The 16,282-nt window shown below is 62.1% G+C and carries 18 protein-coding genes and 1 pseudogene; 6 read left to right on the top strand and 13 right to left on the bottom strand.

What is annotated here, in order from left to right:
* Positions 1–15: 15 nt before the first annotated feature.
* The 5 genes from ETW24_RS03230 to ETW24_RS03210 all read right to left on the bottom strand — a co-directional run bounded on the left by ETW24_RS03230 (position 16) and on the right by ETW24_RS03210 (position 3,148).
* The gene (locus tag ETW24_RS03230) at positions 16–552 is read right to left on the bottom strand and encodes a hypothetical protein (protein ID WP_129369721.1); all 537 of its coding nucleotides are present in this window, start codon (positions 550–552) and stop codon (positions 16–18) included.
* A gap of 270 nt (positions 553–822) precedes the next feature.
* Positions 823–1,365, bottom strand: coding sequence for a GNAT family N-acetyltransferase (locus ETW24_RS03225; RefSeq protein ID WP_129369720.1), 543 nt, complete (start codon positions 1,363–1,365; stop codon positions 823–825).
* Positions 1,362–1,811 carry a YtoQ family protein gene (locus tag ETW24_RS03220; RefSeq protein WP_129369719.1) on the bottom strand — a complete coding sequence of 150 codons (450 nt, stop codon included), beginning with the start codon at positions 1,809–1,811 and terminating at the stop codon, positions 1,362–1,364. The genes ETW24_RS03225 and ETW24_RS03220 overlap by 4 nt, the downstream gene beginning before the upstream one ends.
* A complete protein-coding gene (locus ETW24_RS03215) occupies positions 1,802–2,464 on the bottom strand; it encodes a phosphoribosyltransferase (protein ID WP_129369718.1) in 663 nt (220 codons plus the stop codon). The genes ETW24_RS03220 and ETW24_RS03215 overlap by 10 nt, the downstream gene beginning before the upstream one ends.
* Before the next feature lie 48 nt (positions 2,465–2,512).
* Positions 2,513–3,148, bottom strand: a complete 636-nt coding sequence (locus ETW24_RS03210) for a class I SAM-dependent methyltransferase (protein WP_129369717.1) — start codon at positions 3,146–3,148, stop codon at positions 2,513–2,515.
* Positions 3,149–3,235: 87 nt separating this feature from the next.
* Here ETW24_RS03210 and ETW24_RS03205 point away from each other — a divergent pair, with 87 nt between their 5' ends.
* The gene (locus ETW24_RS03205; RefSeq protein ID WP_129369716.1) at positions 3,236–4,114 is read left to right on the top strand and encodes a LysR family transcriptional regulator; all 879 of its coding nucleotides are present in this window, start codon (positions 3,236–3,238) and stop codon (positions 4,112–4,114) included.
* A 93-nt stretch (positions 4,115–4,207) separates the two neighbouring features.
* Here the strand turns inward: ETW24_RS03205 and pheT are convergent, their stop codons facing one another.
* From pheT to pheS, 3 genes are all read right to left on the bottom strand, one after another.
* Entirely contained in the window at positions 4,208–6,604 is a 2,397-nt protein-coding gene (pheT, locus tag ETW24_RS03200) for a phenylalanine--tRNA ligase subunit beta (protein WP_129369715.1), read from the bottom strand.
* An 87-nt stretch (positions 6,605–6,691) separates the two neighbouring features.
* Positions 6,692–7,507 (bottom strand): alpha/beta hydrolase family esterase, encoded by an 816-nt coding sequence (locus ETW24_RS03195; RefSeq protein ID WP_129369714.1) that lies wholly within the window; start codon positions 7,505–7,507, stop codon positions 6,692–6,694.
* A 642-nt stretch (positions 7,508–8,149) separates the two neighbouring features.
* Positions 8,150–9,223: a phenylalanine--tRNA ligase subunit alpha gene (pheS, locus tag ETW24_RS03190; RefSeq protein ID WP_129369713.1), complete on the bottom strand. Its 1,074-nt coding sequence runs from the start codon at positions 9,221–9,223 to the stop codon at positions 8,150–8,152.
* A 170-nt stretch (positions 9,224–9,393) separates the two neighbouring features.
* Here pheS and ETW24_RS03185 point away from each other — a divergent pair, with 170 nt between their 5' ends.
* Entirely contained in the window at positions 9,394–10,029 is a 636-nt protein-coding gene (locus ETW24_RS03185; RefSeq protein WP_129369712.1) for a DUF1326 domain-containing protein, read from the top strand.
* A 9-nt stretch (positions 10,030–10,038) separates the two neighbouring features.
* Here ETW24_RS03185 and ETW24_RS03180 read toward each other — a convergent pair whose 3' ends face one another.
* The 3 genes from ETW24_RS03180 to ETW24_RS03170 all read right to left on the bottom strand — a co-directional run bounded on the left by ETW24_RS03180 (position 10,039) and on the right by ETW24_RS03170 (position 12,197).
* On the bottom strand, positions 10,039–10,299 hold the full coding sequence (locus ETW24_RS03180) for a 50S ribosomal protein L20 (protein WP_129369711.1): 261 nt from the start codon (positions 10,297–10,299) through the stop codon (positions 10,039–10,041).
* 186 nt (positions 10,300–10,485) lie between these two features.
* Entirely contained in the window at positions 10,486–11,658 is a 1,173-nt protein-coding gene (locus ETW24_RS03175) for a sterol desaturase family protein (protein ID WP_129369710.1), read from the bottom strand.
* A 155-nt stretch (positions 11,659–11,813) separates the two neighbouring features.
* On the bottom strand, positions 11,814–12,197 hold the full coding sequence (locus ETW24_RS03170) for a hypothetical protein (protein ID WP_129369709.1): 384 nt from the start codon (positions 12,195–12,197) through the stop codon (positions 11,814–11,816).
* 501 nt (positions 12,198–12,698) lie between these two features.
* Between ETW24_RS03170 and ETW24_RS03165 the strand changes: the two genes are divergently transcribed.
* From ETW24_RS03165 to ETW24_RS03150, 4 genes and pseudogenes are all read left to right on the top strand, one after another.
* Positions 12,699–13,301 (top strand): pyridoxamine 5'-phosphate oxidase family protein, encoded by a 603-nt coding sequence (locus tag ETW24_RS03165; protein ID WP_129369708.1) that lies wholly within the window; start codon positions 12,699–12,701, stop codon positions 13,299–13,301.
* Between the two features lie 165 nt (positions 13,302–13,466).
* Positions 13,467–13,610 carry a hypothetical protein gene (locus ETW24_RS03160; RefSeq protein ID WP_441328125.1) on the top strand — a complete coding sequence of 48 codons (144 nt, stop codon included), beginning with the start codon at positions 13,467–13,469 and terminating at the stop codon, positions 13,608–13,610.
* Between the two features lie 295 nt (positions 13,611–13,905).
* Positions 13,906–14,310, top strand: a pseudogene (locus tag ETW24_RS24665) (transposase); the annotation flags it as partial.
* A 340-nt stretch (positions 14,311–14,650) separates the two neighbouring features.
* On the top strand, positions 14,651–15,460 hold the full coding sequence (locus ETW24_RS03150) for an isocitrate lyase/PEP mutase family protein (RefSeq protein WP_129369706.1): 810 nt from the start codon (positions 14,651–14,653) through the stop codon (positions 15,458–15,460).
* 228 nt (positions 15,461–15,688) lie between these two features.
* Here the strand turns inward: ETW24_RS03150 and rplT are convergent, their stop codons facing one another.
* Entirely contained in the window at positions 15,689–16,054 is a 366-nt protein-coding gene (rplT, locus tag ETW24_RS03145; RefSeq protein WP_024088794.1) for a 50S ribosomal protein L20, read from the bottom strand.
* Positions 16,055–16,068: 14 nt separating this feature from the next.
* Positions 16,069–16,269: a 50S ribosomal protein L35 gene (rpmI, locus tag ETW24_RS03140; RefSeq protein ID WP_027263382.1), complete on the bottom strand. Its 201-nt coding sequence runs from the start codon at positions 16,267–16,269 to the stop codon at positions 16,069–16,071.
* Between the last annotated feature and the right edge of the window lie 13 nt (positions 16,270–16,282).

The raw sequence follows: 16,282 nt of genomic DNA, 5'->3' as shown, positions 1-16,282 counted from the left end.
TGGGTGGCCGGGGTCCTAGCCTGTCCGCGCTGCCTGCGCGGCCCGTGCCGCGGCCAGCTGGGCCCGCGCGGCGCGGGCGCGGTCTTGCAATCTGTCGTCCGGCTCGGCGGGCGGCCAGCCGCACAGAACAGTATACCCATCCGCATCGGCAAAGGCCCATTGCGCGGCCAGCAGCTGATAGCTCTTGACCTCCCAGCCGGACGCATCGCGATCAAAACGCAGCCGCCAGGTGCCGCGCACCTGGACCGGCAGCCGCAGCCGCCGGATACTGTTCATCGCCTCGTGGCCATGCATCGCCGTACGCACCCCCTGCACCCGCAGCTTCTTCATTTGCGTCACCAGACCAGCCGCCTCACGCATCCGGCGCCCGGCAAAGACCACCTCGATCTCCGCATCCGGCTGAACAATCCCCTTCACCACCAGATCACCGCGGTTGTTCCGGTTAAACACCGGCACCAGCTCCAACGGTACATCCCGCACCTCGCGCTTGAAGAGACCCGCGTCCTCGATCAGCGGGGTGATTTGCAAAACAGGTCTGCGGCGGTTCGTCATGCTGTCTTCCCAAGCACCGCACCCAATCGGCGCGCGGTGCTTTACGTAAAGTCGTCGTGCGTTAAGAGGCCAATTTGGCCGTCCAGCGTTAAGGAACCGTTGAGGGGCGCTGCAAATCGCAAAATCGGCGCAAAAAATCCCAGTAAGATTACACCGGATTCTGCGATGGGAACTGACACCGGCGGCACACGGCCTGCACCGCGCATCGCGCGGTGCCGTGCCCAACGCTGCAATGCGCTTCCTTTGGAAGCGCTTTCAGGGGCGGGAGCCTTACGCTGCCGTGCCAGGCTGCCCGGTCTTGCGCGCCATCACCAGCGACGTGCCGCCGCGGTACTGGACCTCCTGGCGAAATTCATAGCCGGTCTTTGCGGCCAGTTTTTGTGACGCCGTGTTCTCCGGGTCCAGCAGGCAAACCGTTTCCGGCCAAAGACCTGCGGTGTCCGCCCAGGCATGGGTCCGCAGCACCGCCTCTGCCGCAATCCCCTGCCCCTGAGCTTCCGGCGCCAGCACCCAGCTTGCCTCGACCGCATCCCCCAAAAGCGGGTCGCACTGGCGCGGGGTCACGAAAAACCCGGTCTCGCCCAGATACCGGCCGCTGCTGCGCCCGGTGATCACCCAGACTCCGAACCCCATCGCCTGCCAGTGGCCGTGATGGAACATCAGCTTGGCCCAGGCGCCCTCCGGCGTCTCAACGGCTGGCTGAATAAAGCGCACAGTCTCAGGGTTTGCCCACAGGGCGGCCACATCAGCAAAATCCTGCACCCGGTGCGGGCGCAGGATCAGCCGGTCCGTCTCCAGCACCGGGGGTGTCATGCAGGCAGTTTGCCCGTCAGCACATAAGCGAGGATTTCAACAACCTGGCGCGGCTCTTGCGCCACTGCCAGCGCTGCTGCGTGGACCTCTTTCAACGCGTGCTGATGCTCCGGCGGGCTAAGGACAATGATCGATTTGCCAAGGGCGGCGGCATAGCCCGCATCAAAGGCCGCATTCCACTGTTTGTATTTATCGCCAAAGCGCACAACCACCACATCGGCATCGGCAATCCCCTTGCGGGTGCGGATCGCGTTGACCATCGCACCCTTGTGGTCATGCCAGTATTTATTGTCCTCGGCACCCAGAACCGCCACGCCGCAATCATCGCTGGCACCGTGATCTGTGACTGGCGCGCTGAAACTGACCTCCAGCCCTTTTGCGCCTGCTATGATCTGCTCCCGCCAGTCGGTGTGAATCTCGCCCGAGAGATAAACCTTCAATGCCACGTTCTGTCCTTTCCTGCGCCAGCCTGCGGGGCCGCGGCCAAAGCAGCCATGACCTCTGCGTCGCTGGTTTGCGTAAAATCCCTGTAGTGCCCGCCGACAGCCCGGAATTCCTCCGGACACAGCAAGCAGATCACAGTATCCACCAGCGGGCGCAATTCGTCCACCGCTTCCGGCGGCGCCACAGGGACGGCAAGGATAACACTGGCCGGTCCGCGTTCCTTAAGCCAGATATGTGCCGCCATGAAGGTCGCGCCGGTGGCAATGCCGTCATCCACCACAATCGCCGTGCGCCCGGCCAGCTCAACCGGCGCCCGCCCGCGCAGATACCGGGCGCGGCGGGCGGCATTCTCCTCCCGCGCCTGGCCAACCTGGGCTGCAAAATCCTCCGGCCTCAAGCCCGCAATCCGCAGCAATGCGTTATTAAAAATGGGATTGCTGCCCTCCGCCAGCGCGCCGGCCGCCAGCTCCGGATTGGACGGCATGCCGATTTTGCGCACCAAAAGCAGGTCCATCGGCGCCTTCAAGGCCTGCGCAATGGGCAGCGCAACAGGCGCCCCGCCCCGCGGCAGCGCCAGCACCACGGGGTCCTTCACCGGCAGTTCAACCAAATGCCCGGCCAGCTGAAGCCCGGCGGAAATCCGGTCCTCGAACATCAAAGCCTCCGCCTTGTAACCTAGGGCTGACAGGCGAAAGGCAAAGGTTCAGCGCCGCCGCGCCACCAAATAGCGGCCTGGCGTGTCCGCCGGGTAGTTGCCGGTCTCAATGATGTCGAAACCGGCCCGCTGCACCGCCGCCTCCAAGGTGCGGATGTCGATGAAATCCACATAACTGGGCGCATAACCCACAAGCCGCATCAGCGGAATTGCCACCTGAAACATCCGGTACTTCCAACTGCCCCGCATCTCTCCCAGACAAGGTGTTTTGGAGATGAACAGCCCGCCGGGCGCCAGCCGCGCCGCCACACCATTCAGAACAGCCTCCAGATCCGGCAGCAGATGCAGCAGGTTATGCGCCAGAACCGCATCAAACGGGCCCTCCGGCGCCTCGCCAGCGCTGCTGCATTGAAACTCCACATTGCTGGCGCCAGCGTCCCACGCCCGCTCGCGGCCCACCTCCAGCATTGCTTCCGACAGATCGGTTGCAGTGATTTTCGACACGCTGCGTGCCAGCTCAATCGCGGTGGAACCGGTGCCGCAGCCCAGTTCAAGCACGCTGTCTTCCGGCTTCAAATAAGACCGGGTCCGTTCCAGCGCATAGCGGTAAGCATCTTCGTCGCGGATCGCCGATTTGGCGTATTTCGGGGCGACCTTGTTCCAAAATCGGGCGTCGGCTGTCATCGCGGATCTCCTTGGTTGCCGGAACCCTACCCATGCAGGAACCACAGATAAATTGCCGAAATTCGCAAGTTCGTTATACATATTTGCATGAACAGCCCCGACTGGAACCACATTCGCGCCTTTCTCGCCACCGCTGAAACCGGCTCGCTTTCAGCAGCGGCGCGTCGGCTCGGCCTCACCCAGCCTACGTTGTCGCGCCAGGTTGCAGCCCTTGAAGGCGAGCTGGGCGTGCTGCTGTTCGAACGCCTAGGCCGCACCCTGGCCCTGACCGAGGCGGGGCATGAGCTGCTCTCCCACAGCCGCAAGATGGGAGCGGCAGCCGATGGCTTGTGTCTGGCCGCCACCGGCAAGGCGCAATCCATCGACGGCACGGTGCGGATCACCGCCTCGGATGTGATGTCCGCCCATGTGCTGCCGCCGGTGCTGCACCAACTGCGCCAGCGCGCGCCCCGGCTTACCATCGACGTGGTGGCCGCCAATGATATCCGCGACCTGATGCGGCGCGAAGCTGATATCGCCATCCGCCACGTCCGCCCCGAACAGCCCGAGCTGATCGCCCGCCTGGTGCAGGAAGCCACTGCCCACTTCTATGCCGCCGCCAGCTATCTGGAACGGCGCGGCCGCCCTGCATCAGCGGCAGAGCTGGCGGATCATGATTTCGTGGGTTTCGCCGATGTGGAACGCTCGATCGCGTTCATGGCGCCGCTGGGTATTCCCCTGACGCCTGACAATTTCCGTATCAAGTCCACCAGCGGGCTGGCCACGTGGGAGCTGGTGAAACAAGGGTTCGGCATCTGTCCGATGATGGACAGCGTCGCAGCCGCCGCGCCGGAGGTGGAGCGGCTTCTGCCTGGCATGGAACCGATTGTTTTCCCGGTCTGGCTCACCACTCACCGCGAGCTGCACACCAGCCGCCGGATCCGGCTGGTGTTCGACCTGCTGGCGGAGTTCTTCTCCGCGAGGTGACGCATAGAAAGGCCAGCGCCCCAACGGGAGCGCTGCCAAAAGTTTTACAGAAAACTTTTGGCAAGACTTTTCTTCAAAAGTCTTGGTCCAGCCTTAGCCCCGCAGGGTGCCGCCGGTGGCCTTGGTCACTTTGGCGATGATTTTGCCGCTCACCGCCTCAATATCCTTTTCCTGCAGCGTCTTGTCGCTGGGCTGCAGCCGCACGGTGATGGCCAGCGACTTCTTGCCCTCACCCAAGGAACCGCCGATGAATTCGTCAAAAACGCGCACATCTGAAATCAGCGCCTTATCAGCCCCGGCTGCCGCATTGACCAGGGTCAGCGCCTCAACCTCAGCATCAACAACAAAGGCAAAGTCCCGCTCCACCGCTTGCAGGTCGCTGATATCCAGCGCCGGGCGGCTGGCACCGGATTTACGCGGCATCGGAATCTCATCCGGCCAGATAGTAAAGGCAACAGCCGCGCCCTTGATCCCCATCTCCTTCAGCACCTTGGGATGCAGTTCGCCAAACACGCCAAGCGTCTTCTTCGGACCCAGGCAGATGCGGCCATGACGGCCCGGATGCCACCAGGACTGCGCCCCGCGCAGGATCTGCACCTTGGCCGGCGCGCCGATGGCTGCCAGAACCGCCTCAACGTCAGCCTTGGCATCATAGAGATCAACAGCGCGCGATGCGCCATGCACATCCTTCGGACCTGTGCGGCCCACCAGCAGGCCCGAAATCAGGTTGTGCTGCTCACCCGGCTCACCGCCGTGGAAGGCGGGACCAGCCTCAAACAAGGCCAGATCCATGTAACCGCGCGCCTGATTGCGGGCCGCAGCCTGCAGCAGGCCCGGCAGCAGCGCCGGGCGCATATGCGACATCTCGGTTGAGATCGGGTTCGCCAGCATGGTCGCATCACCGCCGCCGCCGAACAGCGCAGCCGAGGGTTTGTCGATGAAGGTGTAGCTCACCACCTCGTTATAGCCGAGGCTGGCGCAGGTGCGGCGCGCCATCTGCTGGCGGCGCTGCTGCGGTGTCATCACCGGCTTCGGGATGCCGTCGGTCAGCCGCGGCAGCGGCTTGCCCTGCAGCTTGGTCAGCGAGGCAATCCGCGCGACCTCCTCGACCAGGTCGGCCTCGCCCTGCACATCCGGGCGCCAGCTGGGCACATGCGCCATGTTGCCCTCCAGGCGGAAGCCCAGGCGGGTCAGGGTCTGGCGCTGATCGCTTTCCGGGATTTCCATCCCCACCAGCGACTGCACCCGGCCGGAATCCAGTTTGTAAGCGCGCGCATGATCCGGCACGTCGCCGGCGATCACCACTTCCGACGGCTCACCGCCGCAGATATCCAGGATCATCTGGGTCGCGCGGTGCAGGCCCTCGATAGTGTACTCCGGGTCCACGCCGCGCTCAAAGCGGTAGCGCGCGTCGGAGTTGATCTTGAGCGCCCGGCCCGCCATCGCGATCTGCACATGGTCCCAGAACGCGCTTTCCAGGAACACATCCACGGTTTCCTCAGTGCAGCCAGTCTCTTCGCCGCCCATGATGCCGCCGATGCTTTCGGGGCCGTTCGCATCCGAGATCACCATCTGGCCTGCGCCGAACGTGTATTCCTTTTCGTCCAGCGCCTTCAACGTCTCGCCGCCTGCCGCACGGTGGACGCGCAAGTCACCAGATACTTTGGCCGCATCAAACACATGCAGCGGGCGGTTCTGGTCGAAGGTGAAGAAGTTGGTCACATCCACCAGCGCGGAAATCGGGCGCAGGCCAATCGCTGTCAGCCGGTCCTGCAGCCATTGCGGGCTGGGACCGTTTTTCACACCCTTGATCAGGCGGCCGGCAAACAGCGGGCAGCCGTCCAGCGTGTCTTCGTCGATGGTCACTTTGATCGGGCTTGCGAAATCGCCCGGGATCGCCTCAAACGCGCGGGTTTTAAGGGTGCCAAGACCCCGCGCTGCAAGGTCGCGGGCAATGCCGTAGACGCCCAGCGCATCGGGCCGGTTCGGGGTAATCGCAATCTCGATCACCGGATCGACCTTGGCCGGATCGTTTTCCGCCAGCCAGTCGATGAACCGGTCGCCGACCTTGCCCGAGGGCAGCTCGATGATGCCGTCATGCTCTTCCGACAGCTCCAGCTCGCGCTCGGACGCCATCATGCCATAGCTTTCCACACCGCGGATCTTGCCGACGCCGATGGTGATATCCAGCCCCGGAATATACATGCCCGGCTTGCAGACCACCACAGTGATGCCCTCGCGGGCGTTCGGCGCGCCGCAGATGATCTGCAGCTCGCCCTCGTCGGTATCCACCTTGCAGACCCGCAGCTTGTCGGCATCCGGGTGCTTTTCGGCATGTGTCACATAGCCAAGTTTAAAGTCCTTCAGCGCGTCGGCTGGATTGACGACCCCTTCAACCTCAAGACCCAGATCGGTCAGAGTCTCGGTGATCTCTTCCACCGAAGCATCGGTGTCGAGGTGGTCTTTCAGCCAGGAAAGCGTGAATTTCATCGGTCGGGGACCCCTTGGCAGATATGCAGTTTGCCAGAGGCAATGACAAAGAATGCGCCAAGGTTCAAGGGTTCTGCGCCCCTGCCCTCAAGGATAGCTGGGAGTGAGGTTCAAAAGCTCGTCCAATTGCCGCCCGATCCAGCCATGCGGAATGAAATGGCCGCCCGGATGAATGTCCAGCACCACCCGGCCCTCCGCACAGTTCCGCCATTCGGTGCGGCTGAGTTTCAGGAAATCCACCACCTGCCAGTCGCCCGCCACCTGCCCTGCGCCGCAGTCCAACCTGGCGCGCCACAGCCCCATGGGCACCGCCTGCCCGCCGGGACCGTCGTCGGGAAAGGGCATCACAGTATCGCTTACCCCGTGTACATGGCGCACCTCGCGCGGAGCCTCGGGGCAGGTCTCCCCCGGTGGAAACGCCCCGGCAATTCCCAGCAAAGCGGCCACATGATTGCCGCTCTCGCAAACATACCGCCAGGCCATCGCCGAACCATAGGAATAACCCGAGACATAGATACGCCCCGCATCAACAGGATAGCGCTTGGCCACGTCCCGCAGCACTTCGTTTGTGAAACCGACATCCCCGGTCTTTGGCGACCAGAAGTCCCAGGTCTTGCGCCGCCCGTTCGGCGTCACAAGCAGCACACCGCGCCGTTTGGTTGAGGCGCCGATCCGGCCGCTGCGCTGCGCATTGACCCCGGTCCGCGCCCAGCCGTGGAAATGCAGCAGCACCGGCAGCGGCGTGACCCCGTCCCAGCCCTCCGGCTCCATCACGTGATAGGAGCGGTCCCCGAGCTGGCAAGGCGTCCCGCCATGGCAGTCAGAGGGTTCCGACGGCCCCATGGCGGCAGCGGCGGAGGCCCATAGGAGGACGGCAGAGAAGGAAAGAGCACTTCGGATCATTTGGCTGAGCCTAGCCAAGGGGGGGCAAGTGTCACGTCACAAGTTTGTGGGTTGCCAAGCCGCGCCATCGCCTGACCGCGGGGAGGCGATCCAACACTGGTGTTTGGCAGTTTATGCCGGTCAGGTCCGTGCGAACTCCAGTTGTAGCGCCGGCGGCCCCAAATCGCCTGCCCGTGCGGGCGGTCAGGCGATGGCGCGGCGGCCTCTCGGCCTTGATTCCGCGCCTTAGGCCTGTGTTCGAACCCCACAGTCTCTTGGCGCTATCATTTCCATGGTACACGAAGCATCGCGCCAGACCCGAAGGTGGGCGCGATGCGGGGCTGCGCCTCACCGAACACTAACTGACTAGCGCCTCAAGTCCTTGAGCTTCGCTTTGGTGTCCCAAAGGAGGTTGCGTCTCTGGCCTTCCGACTTTCTGCGTTTGATCCAACCCCACATCGCAAGAAGTAGGAAAACCTGTAACGGAAGCATCACAGCATATGAGTAGGCCACACGCACCCAATCAGGTGCGTACTCGATCAAGAGTACCCAGCCAAAGAAACCTGACAGGAACAGACCAACTGCATGCCAAAGCTTCAGCCTGTTTGAACAATCCTTGAGCCATTCCATACAGCCAGACACGGAGAAACCTAAGAACGGCATTTACCGCGACAAACCGCCATGCAGCGCCGGCATGTCCAGGCTCTGGAAGCCATAGTGGCGCAGCCAGCGCAGGTCGCTGTCGAAGAAGGCGCGCAGGTCCGGGATGCCGTATTTCAGCATCGCCAGACGGTCGATGCCGATGCCAAAGGCAAAACCCTGATAGATCTCCGGATCGATGCCGCCGGCCGCGATCACCGATGGGTGCACCATGCCGGAGCCGAGGATCTCCATCCAGTCGTCGCCTTCGCCGATCTTCAGCTGACCGTTATCCCAGGAGCAGCGGATGTCGACCTCGGCCGACGGCTCGGTGAAGGGAAAATGCGAGGCGCGGAAGCGCAGCTCGACATCATCCACCTCAAAGAAGGATTTGACAAATTCCTCCAGCACCCACTTGAGGTTCGCCATCGAGATGTCCTTGTCCAGCGCCAGGCCTTCGACCTGGTGGAACATCGGCGTGTGGGTCTGGTCATAGTCGGCGCGGTAAACGCCGCCCGGGCAGATGATGCGCAACGGCGCGCCCATCTTCTCCATCGAACGGATCTGCACGGGGCTGGTATGGGTACGCAGCACATGCGGCGGGCGGTCGTCGCCCTCGGCACGATGCATGTAAAACGTGTCCATCTCCGCCCGCGCCGGGTGGTGGCCGGGGATGTTCAGCGCATCGAAGTTGTACCAGTCGGTGTCGATCCGCGGCCCTTCGGCAACCGAAAAGCCGAGTTCCGCAAAGATCGCGGTGATCTCTTCCTGCACTTGGCTGATCGGGTGCAGGCTGCCCACGCGGCGGGCGCGGGTCGGCAAGGTCACGTCCAGCCATTCGGTGCGCAGACGCTCATCCAGGGCGGCATCTTCCAGGCCCGCCTTCTTGGCCGCCAGGGCCGAGTTGATCTCATCCTTCAGCGCGTTCAGCGCCGGGCCTGCGACCTGGCGCTCTTCCGGGGTCATCTTGCCCAGCTCGCGCATCTTCAGCGCCACTTCGCCCTTTTTGCCCACGGCGGCAAGGCGGATCGCTTCCAGCGCGGATTCATCCGCGGCATCGGCAATCTGACCCAGATATTTGGCTTTAAGATCGTCCATCACGGCCCCTCGAATTCTGCTTGTGCCCTGCTACCACAAGGGCCGGCGAAAGCAAGAGGGCGGGGACGGAAGCCGGGCGGATATGGCCGGACAGCAAGCCCGCCCTGCAATCACGCCCTAATTATGATAGACTCCCCGCATCTCATTCAACAGAACCGGAGGAGACAGTCATGGCGCATGTGGATTGGTATATCGAGGGCCGCAGCTTCGGGAACTGCAACTGCAACTACGGCTGCCCCTGCCAGTTCGAGGATCTGCCCACCCATGGCAATTGCACCGGGTTTGAGGTGATCCATATCGACAAAGGCCACTTCGGCGACACCGACCTTGCCGGCACCCGCGCCGCCGTTCTTTACGCATGGCCAGGTCCGATCTTCGAGGGCAAGGGCGCATTGCAGCTGATTGTCGACGACCGGGCCAGCGACGCCCAGCGCGAGGCGCTTTCCACCGTGATGCTCGGCGGCGAAACGGATGAGGAAGCCACCCATTGGTGGGTGTTCCGCGCCATGTGCGACACCGTGCATGACACGCTGGTTCAACGGATCGACTACGAGGCCGACATCGAAAACCGCACCGCAAAAGTGGACGTCGAGGGCCTGCTGCACGCCACCGGCCGCCCGATCCAGGCCCCGCACGGCGGCGGCGAGCACCGGGTCCGCATCGACATCCCCGGCGGGATTGAATTCACCCTGGCCGAAGTGGGCAGCGGCTCAAGCAAATCCACTGCCGCCATCCCGCTGGACCTGGAGGATACATACGGCCAATGGGCCATCATCCGCCACGGCCCGCACGGGGTTGCAGCCTGAATCCGGAGATCAGGCCTTCAAACAAGCAGTGAACTTCGCATGTTTCTGTTCCGTGAAAACGCCACCGGGACGCACTCCGGCAGCCTCTTCGGGTGTCATGAACTTGTACAGGTCGCCCTTAATACCAGCTTGTTTCCAGCAGGTTTCGATCTGCGCTTTGGTTATGCTGTCTGAAGCAGGTTGGGACGTTACAGTGGCAGAGCTTTGCACAGTGTTTTGACACCCCGCAGCCAGTACCGCGAACATCATGCATATTGCCTTGATTTTCATAAGTCTCGTCCAATTTTGTTAGTAGTTTCTTCGCGCGCAAGCTATCGGGATCAGGTCGCTTGTCAACTTGGAAACCGGGCCGCTGCCAGCTTGGATCAGAAGCTGGATTTGACAAACGAACATTGCACGTGCCGACCTAAAATTGACCCGACTCCAGATATCTATGACAACAAAAGCCTGCGGGTCTCAACCCAGCCCATGCCGGTCCTCCTCGACCTTCCTCTTCCAGCGCTTCCGGTTGAACGGGTACAGGAACTGCCGCCAGTAGCCGTTCGGCACCGTGTCTCCCGCCACGCCGTATTTTGATGGCCAGGCTTCCTCTGGCAAGTAATGGGTGCCGAACAGCCAGTCATAGAGTGGAAAATGCGAGGCATAGTTGATGTCGATCGCCGCCCGCTCGCTGCCGTGATGCCAGTGGTGATAGCGCGGCGTGACCAGGAACCGCTCCAGAAATCCCAGCTTCCAGCCGATATTGGCGTGGATGAAGCTGGAATAGAAATAGATGATCAGCAGATAGGCCTGGATCGCTTCCGGTTTGAAGCCCAGCGTGAACATCGGCACCGCCGTCAGCCCGCGCAGCACCGCGATTTCGATGAAATGCATCCGCGCACCCGCCAGCCAGTCCATTTTCTTGGCCGAATGGTGAATGGCATGGAAATGCCATAACGCCGGAAATGTATGGAATGCCCGGTGCACCCAGTACTGCACAAAGTCCGTTGCCGCCATCACGATCAGCACCTGCACCGCAAACGGCAGATTGGTGATATGGGCGCGGATGCCCTCCAGATCGGCGTTTGCATTGACATAGTTCGCCGGCGCCAGTGTCAGGAAAGTCAGCACCTGCACCAGCATTGAGCTGACCAGATAATAGAACATGTCCTCGCGCCATTCGGTGCGGAAAACCGTCTGCTCGCGCCGCGCTGCAAAGAACCGTTCCAGCGGCACAAACAGAAAGCCGACCAGCAGAACGTTGACGATGAAGTAATCAAGCCCGAAGTACAGGCTCTGCGGAGTGCCGCCTGCGTGCTGCGGCTGCGCCGTCGCCATCAAAGAAGCCACAACTGACAAGCCCAGAGCCGCCCAGCCCAGCGCCTTCTGGCGGCTCAGGATCAGGCTCAGCAGCGACAGCGCGTAACCCGCCAGCAGCACAAAGCGCAGAAAGGCGGTGACATAGCCGCTGGAATGGATAAAGCCGAGCTGCGGATACGAGAACGTCTCGGGGTACCAGCGCAGCAGCACCAGCAGCAGCCCGGTGAGCGCCGCCAGCAGCGCCATGGTTCCCGACAGCCAGCCGCTGCCCAAGGGCCGCGCCTCGCGCGGGGTTTCCAACTGCGCAATCACATCGCGGATGAACTTCATGGCTGCCTCACTCACCTCAATTCCGGCGCAACCTGCCATAATGCCGCCCGCAGTGCGATTATGGAATTCAATACGGAAAACCGCTGCCCTTCTAAGCAGCGGTTTCCCAATTTCCAAGCCAGCGCGGCATCACCCGGATGCCGCCGCCTTGAGCGTCAGTAGCTCAGCTTGACCGCGGTGCCGCTGGCAGCCCGGCAGCCCCAGCTGAGCGGGCAGACGCCGACGTTGCCGACCTCTGCATTAATGACCGCATCCGCCCCGAGCTTTGCTGCCTCAATACGCAGTTTTTTCTCTGCGTCCGCAACAGTCGGCGCCGGGTGAAAGGCAGTCGGCTTGCCCACGGACGTCTTCACCGGACCCAGCACCTGGAAGTTGCCGCCATTGATGCTTGCGCCGCGCTCAAGGGTGATCTGGTCAACCGGGGTGGCTGCGGCCTGCGCTGCCGTCTGCGACTGCTTTTCCAGCTGCGAAGGGTAGCTGAATTCGTCACCGCATGCAGCCAGGGCCAGCAAGGGCAACAAAAGGACGATCTTTTTCACGATGTAACTCCTCGGATTTCGTGCTCGGCGGCCTTGGTCCGGATCCCAACCTGGAAAAAGCAGTATGCGGATGACTTGCACCAGTGCACACACAGGAAAGGCCGCTCGCGCCCGTATCCCGCAAAAGCTGTATAGATGCAACTGGCGGTTTCTGCCCTAAACCTTCCGCCGCACGGCAAACCGTCATCGCGCCGGGGACGGTTTCCGCCGGATCGATACACAACAATTGCAGCTGCACCCCTCCTACTATTCGGGTTTCATGCAGCTTGACTGCAGGCACGATCAGACCAGAGATCACGGACACCGCCCAGCTAGTGCCGCCTGCACCAACCATCCTCATAGCGGCGCGGAAACGACACCCCCCATGCGGCAGCAACTGCACCGCATCAGGCGGGGGCCAGCACCGCCGCCGAATATCTTCTTTTTTGCTCAATTGAGCAAAAAAACTGGCCCAAATACGCAAAAGGGTAAGCTACATTGCCGCCAAAAGGAGGCCAGAGCATGCAGAAAATCACCGGCATCGAAACACTTGAACACATTTACGGCACCCCGGTACCGCGGTCGCTGAGCAAAGTCGCCACCCGTCTTACACCGCTGTACCAGCGCTGGATCGAGGCCTCCTGGTTCCTGGTGCTGTCCACCATCGGCCCTGAGGGCACCGACGCCAGCCCGCGCGGCGATGATGGCCCGGTGGTGCATATCGCGGACGCCTGCACCCTGTGGCTGCCGGACTGGCGCGGCAACAACCGGCTCGACTCGCTGCGCAACATCGTGCGCGACAGCCGTGTCAGCCTGATGTTCATGGTTCCGGGCGAAAACAATGTGGTTCGGGTGAACGGAACCGCATACCTGACCGCCGACGAAACCGCCCGCACCACCTTTGAACGCAAGGGACGGCGCCCGGCCACGGTGGCCGTGATCACCATAGACGAGCTGTATTTTCAATGCGCCAAGGCGGTTATGCGGTCCCGCCTGTGGGATCAGGACCGTGAACGCCCGGAACTACCCACCGCGGGCCAGTTCCTGAAGGAGCAGGAGGCCGGGTTCGAAGCCGAAACCTATGACGCTGGTTATGAGGAATATGCGAAAGGCAGGCTGTGGTAAGGGGCCGCTCCGAAACCAAGGACAAAGCCGCTTCGCGGCAATGGCGTTAGTGGCTGGTGTAAAAAACCATCCTGGGAGGCCACGCATTTTGCGATCTTACAGACCTGTCTGACGATTGGGGCTTTCTCAGTCAATTGACGGGAGGTTCCCATAACAGAGGAGAAGATGACCCCGCTGCATGCGCGGATGAAGGAAGACAAGCGCATCCGGGGGATGGGCGATAAGGCGCAGAAGCCGCATATCCGGGCGGCCAAGGATTTCGCGAAGTTTCTACAGCGATCACCGGGCTCTGCCACGCCCGAGGATTAGCGTGCCTACCAGTTGCACATGACAGATATCTACCGTGTTGTTTCAGTCAACACATCACACCATGCGAGCCCGGGCAAAAAGCGTTCCGATGGATGAGGTCCACACGCTTTTTGCCCGGGCGAATTCATCAGAGCCGCCGTTCATTCGCAGCGCAGCGGATTCAACCAACAAGCCCAATATCGACCGGTTGCTGATCCATGCCGGCCAAGGCAAGGGGGGCAAAGATTGCCAGGCCATGCTGTCACCGGGATTGCTGGATCTGCTGCGCGGCTATTGGCGGGAGGCGCGACCGCAGGTCTGCGGCGTTCTGTTCCGTGCCTCGGCCGAACCGGTCATGACCCTCGCCGCAGACCCCAAGCGCCCCGGCGCCCGCGTCGGCATGACCAGCGCGCTCCACACTTGGGGATCAGCGCTAACGCATTATTCCCGCATCCGCATGATCAGTCCCGGTAGAGGCCTGCCGCCGGGCAGCACCCGGCAGGTGGCCTACAAACCGGGTTTCCGACTGCATCTGCGCGTCTTGCCCAGACTGTTCAGGCGCCTTTTCCTCGAAGGACTGATGGAGTTGCACCGCACTGGCCAGCCGGCCCTCTTCGGCGGCCTCAGCGGGCGGACAGACGCAAAGGTGTTCGCCGCTTGGCTCGCGCCGTTCCGAAAGACCAAATGGGCCGCTCACGCCAAACCGCCCTTCGCGCACCCTGTCCGTGCTGCGGTGGCCCGATGCGCATCATCGCTACCTTCCGGCGCGGTCAAAAACCGATGCCGCGCGCACCACTGAGGGAGCAGGCCGCACCCACCAGACCATTGCGCCTGCGCAAGCCCCGCCTCCAGCCATTTGCGCGCTTCCCATAGACTGATCCCAGGCCCGCGCTGCTTTCACCTTGGGAAGGTTTTCCAACGAAGGCCAAGGTCGCACCGAACCCCGCCCCAATTCCACGGCCTGCATCGAAAACCTTCAGGAAAGCCGATAATGCTGCATGCCAAAGCGAAGATCCGCTATAGTGATCAGCACTTCTGCTGATCGGAGAGAGGAGCATGTTTTGCGACGCTACGAGTTGACGGAACGATTCCGCGCCCTTCACGTCCCGGGCAAGCCGGTGGTGATGCCAAACCCTTGGGATATCGGATCAGCAAAGGTAATGGCGCATCTGGGTGCGCAGGCGCTGGCGACGACCTCTTCAGGGTATGGCTTCACGCTGGGTCTGGCTGATGGCGGCCAGATCACGCGTGAAATTGCCCTGCAGCACGCTGCCAGTATCTGCGCATCGGTCGACGTGCCGGTAAACGGCGATTTCGAAAACGGATACGGAGACGATCCCGAAACTGTCGCAGAGACTGTAAGACTGGCAGCAGAAGCCGGGCTGTCGGGGGTTTCGGTGGAGGACACAGCTGTTCCGGGGACAAGTTCCTATCCGTTTGATCTGGCGCTGGCCCGAGTAGAGGCGGCGGCCGCTGCAGCCAAGGCGGCGGGGATCGTGCTGACTGCCCGCGCTGATGGCTGGCTTATGAATAACTACGAACAAGCAGAGGCGCTGCGCCGTTGCAAGGCATTCGCCCAAGCAGGTGCAGATGTGATATACGCCCCGCTGGTCGATGCCGGAACCACCCGCGCGCTTGCCGCGACAGGCACAGCTGTCAATCTGCTGGCTGCGGGTGCGATGCGTGATCTCACAACAGATGAAATCGGCGCACTGGGCGCTGCCCGGATTTCCATCGGCGGGGGACTGGCCCGTGTCACCCAGCAGGTGATCCTGGATGGCACCCGTGCAATGCTGGAACGGGGCGACTTCACGATCCTGAAAGGGGCCGCAAGCACAGCAGAAGTTGAGGCGATGCTGGCAACAAAGTAAGCCGCAAACCTGCCCAGCCAGCCTTTGCGTTCAGGATCCTTTCCAGCACAGCCGGACAGGGGTTGGCTGGCGGTCATCCGGGCGTTTCAACCCTTGATCCGGTAACCGCCCCCGCGCAAGACAGTCAATTGCGGCCGCTGGACGCAGTGCGGAACAGTGAACCTCAAACACGAAAAAAGGCCGCTCCTACCGGAGCGGCCTTTCCTGAATTCGGAACTCTCCGGCGCCTTAGGCTGCCAGCGCGTCCTGTGCCTGGCGCACGATGGCACCAAAGGCTTCGGGCTCGTGCACGGCCAGGTCGGCCAGAACCTTACGGTCCACTTCGATGCCGGCCAGGGTCAGGCCGTTGATGAAGCGGGAATAGGTCAGCGCTTCGTCGTGCGAACGGACAGCAGCGTTGATCCGCTGGATCCACAGCGCGCGGAAGTTGCGCTTGCGGTTCTTGCGGTCGCGGGTTGCATACTGGTTCGCCTTGTCGACGGCCTGACGGGCGACTTTGAAGGTATTCTTGCGGCGGCCGTAATAACCTTTGGCTGCCTTGATGACCTTCTTGTGACGGGCGTGAGTGACGGTACCACCTTTAACGCGGGACATATCTCAATCTCCTCTTAGCGGTCGTAGGGCATGAAGCCCTTGACGATCTTAGCGTCGGGTGCCGACAGGGTTGTGGTGCCGCGGGCATCGCGGATGAACTTGCGGGTCCGTTTGATCATGCCGTGGCGCTTGCCGGCCTGACCTGCCATGACCTTGCCGGTCGCAGTCACCTTAAAGCGCTTTTTGGCGCTCGACTTTGTCTTCATCTTGGGCATTTCCGTCTCCTTC

This window comes from Leisingera sp. NJS204 (assembly GCF_004123675.1).
In the GTDB taxonomy this organism is placed as follows: Bacteria; Pseudomonadota; Alphaproteobacteria; order Rhodobacterales; family Rhodobacteraceae; genus Leisingera.
This window is presented reverse-complemented; position numbering and strand designations above follow the sequence as displayed.

Bases quoted from the DNA above. Each gene is read 5' to 3' on its own strand.
- rplT (WP_024088794.1), bottom strand. From the start codon at position 16,054: ATGTCCCGCGTTAAAGGTGGTACCGTCACTCACGCCCGTCACAAGAAG.
- pheS (WP_129369713.1), bottom strand. From the start codon at position 9,223: ATGGACGATCTTAAAGCCAAATATCTGGGTCAGATTGCCGATGCCGCG.
- ETW24_RS03185 (WP_129369712.1), top strand. From the start codon at position 9,394: ATGGCGCATGTGGATTGGTATATCGAGGGCCGCAGCTTCGGGAACTGC.
- ETW24_RS03225 (WP_129369720.1), bottom strand. From the start codon at position 1,365: ATGACACCCCCGGTGCTGGAGACGGACCGGCTGATCCTGCGCCCGCAC.
- ETW24_RS03215 (WP_129369718.1), bottom strand. From the start codon at position 2,464: ATGTTCGAGGACCGGATTTCCGCCGGGCTTCAGCTGGCCGGGCATTTG.
- ETW24_RS03230 (WP_129369721.1), bottom strand. From the start codon at position 552: ATGACGAACCGCCGCAGACCTGTTTTGCAAATCACCCCGCTGATCGAG.
- ETW24_RS03195 (WP_129369714.1), bottom strand. From the start codon at position 7,507: ATGATCCGAAGTGCTCTTTCCTTCTCTGCCGTCCTCCTATGGGCCTCC.
- ETW24_RS03205 (WP_129369716.1), top strand. From the start codon at position 3,236: ATGAACAGCCCCGACTGGAACCACATTCGCGCCTTTCTCGCCACCGCT.
- rpmI (WP_027263382.1), bottom strand. From the start codon at position 16,269: ATGCCCAAGATGAAGACAAAGTCGAGCGCCAAAAAGCGCTTTAAGGTG.
- pheT (WP_129369715.1), bottom strand. From the start codon at position 6,604: ATGAAATTCACGCTTTCCTGGCTGAAAGACCACCTCGACACCGATGCT.
- ETW24_RS03165 (WP_129369708.1), top strand. From the start codon at position 12,699: ATGCAGAAAATCACCGGCATCGAAACACTTGAACACATTTACGGCACC.
- ETW24_RS03175 (WP_129369710.1), bottom strand. From the start codon at position 11,658: ATGAAGTTCATCCGCGATGTGATTGCGCAGTTGGAAACCCCGCGCGAG.
- ETW24_RS03210 (WP_129369717.1), bottom strand. From the start codon at position 3,148: ATGACAGCCGACGCCCGATTTTGGAACAAGGTCGCCCCGAAATACGCC.
- ETW24_RS03160 (WP_441328125.1), top strand. From the start codon at position 13,467: ATGACCCCGCTGCATGCGCGGATGAAGGAAGACAAGCGCATCCGGGGG.
- ETW24_RS03180 (WP_129369711.1), bottom strand. From the start codon at position 10,299: ATGAAAATCAAGGCAATATGCATGATGTTCGCGGTACTGGCTGCGGGG.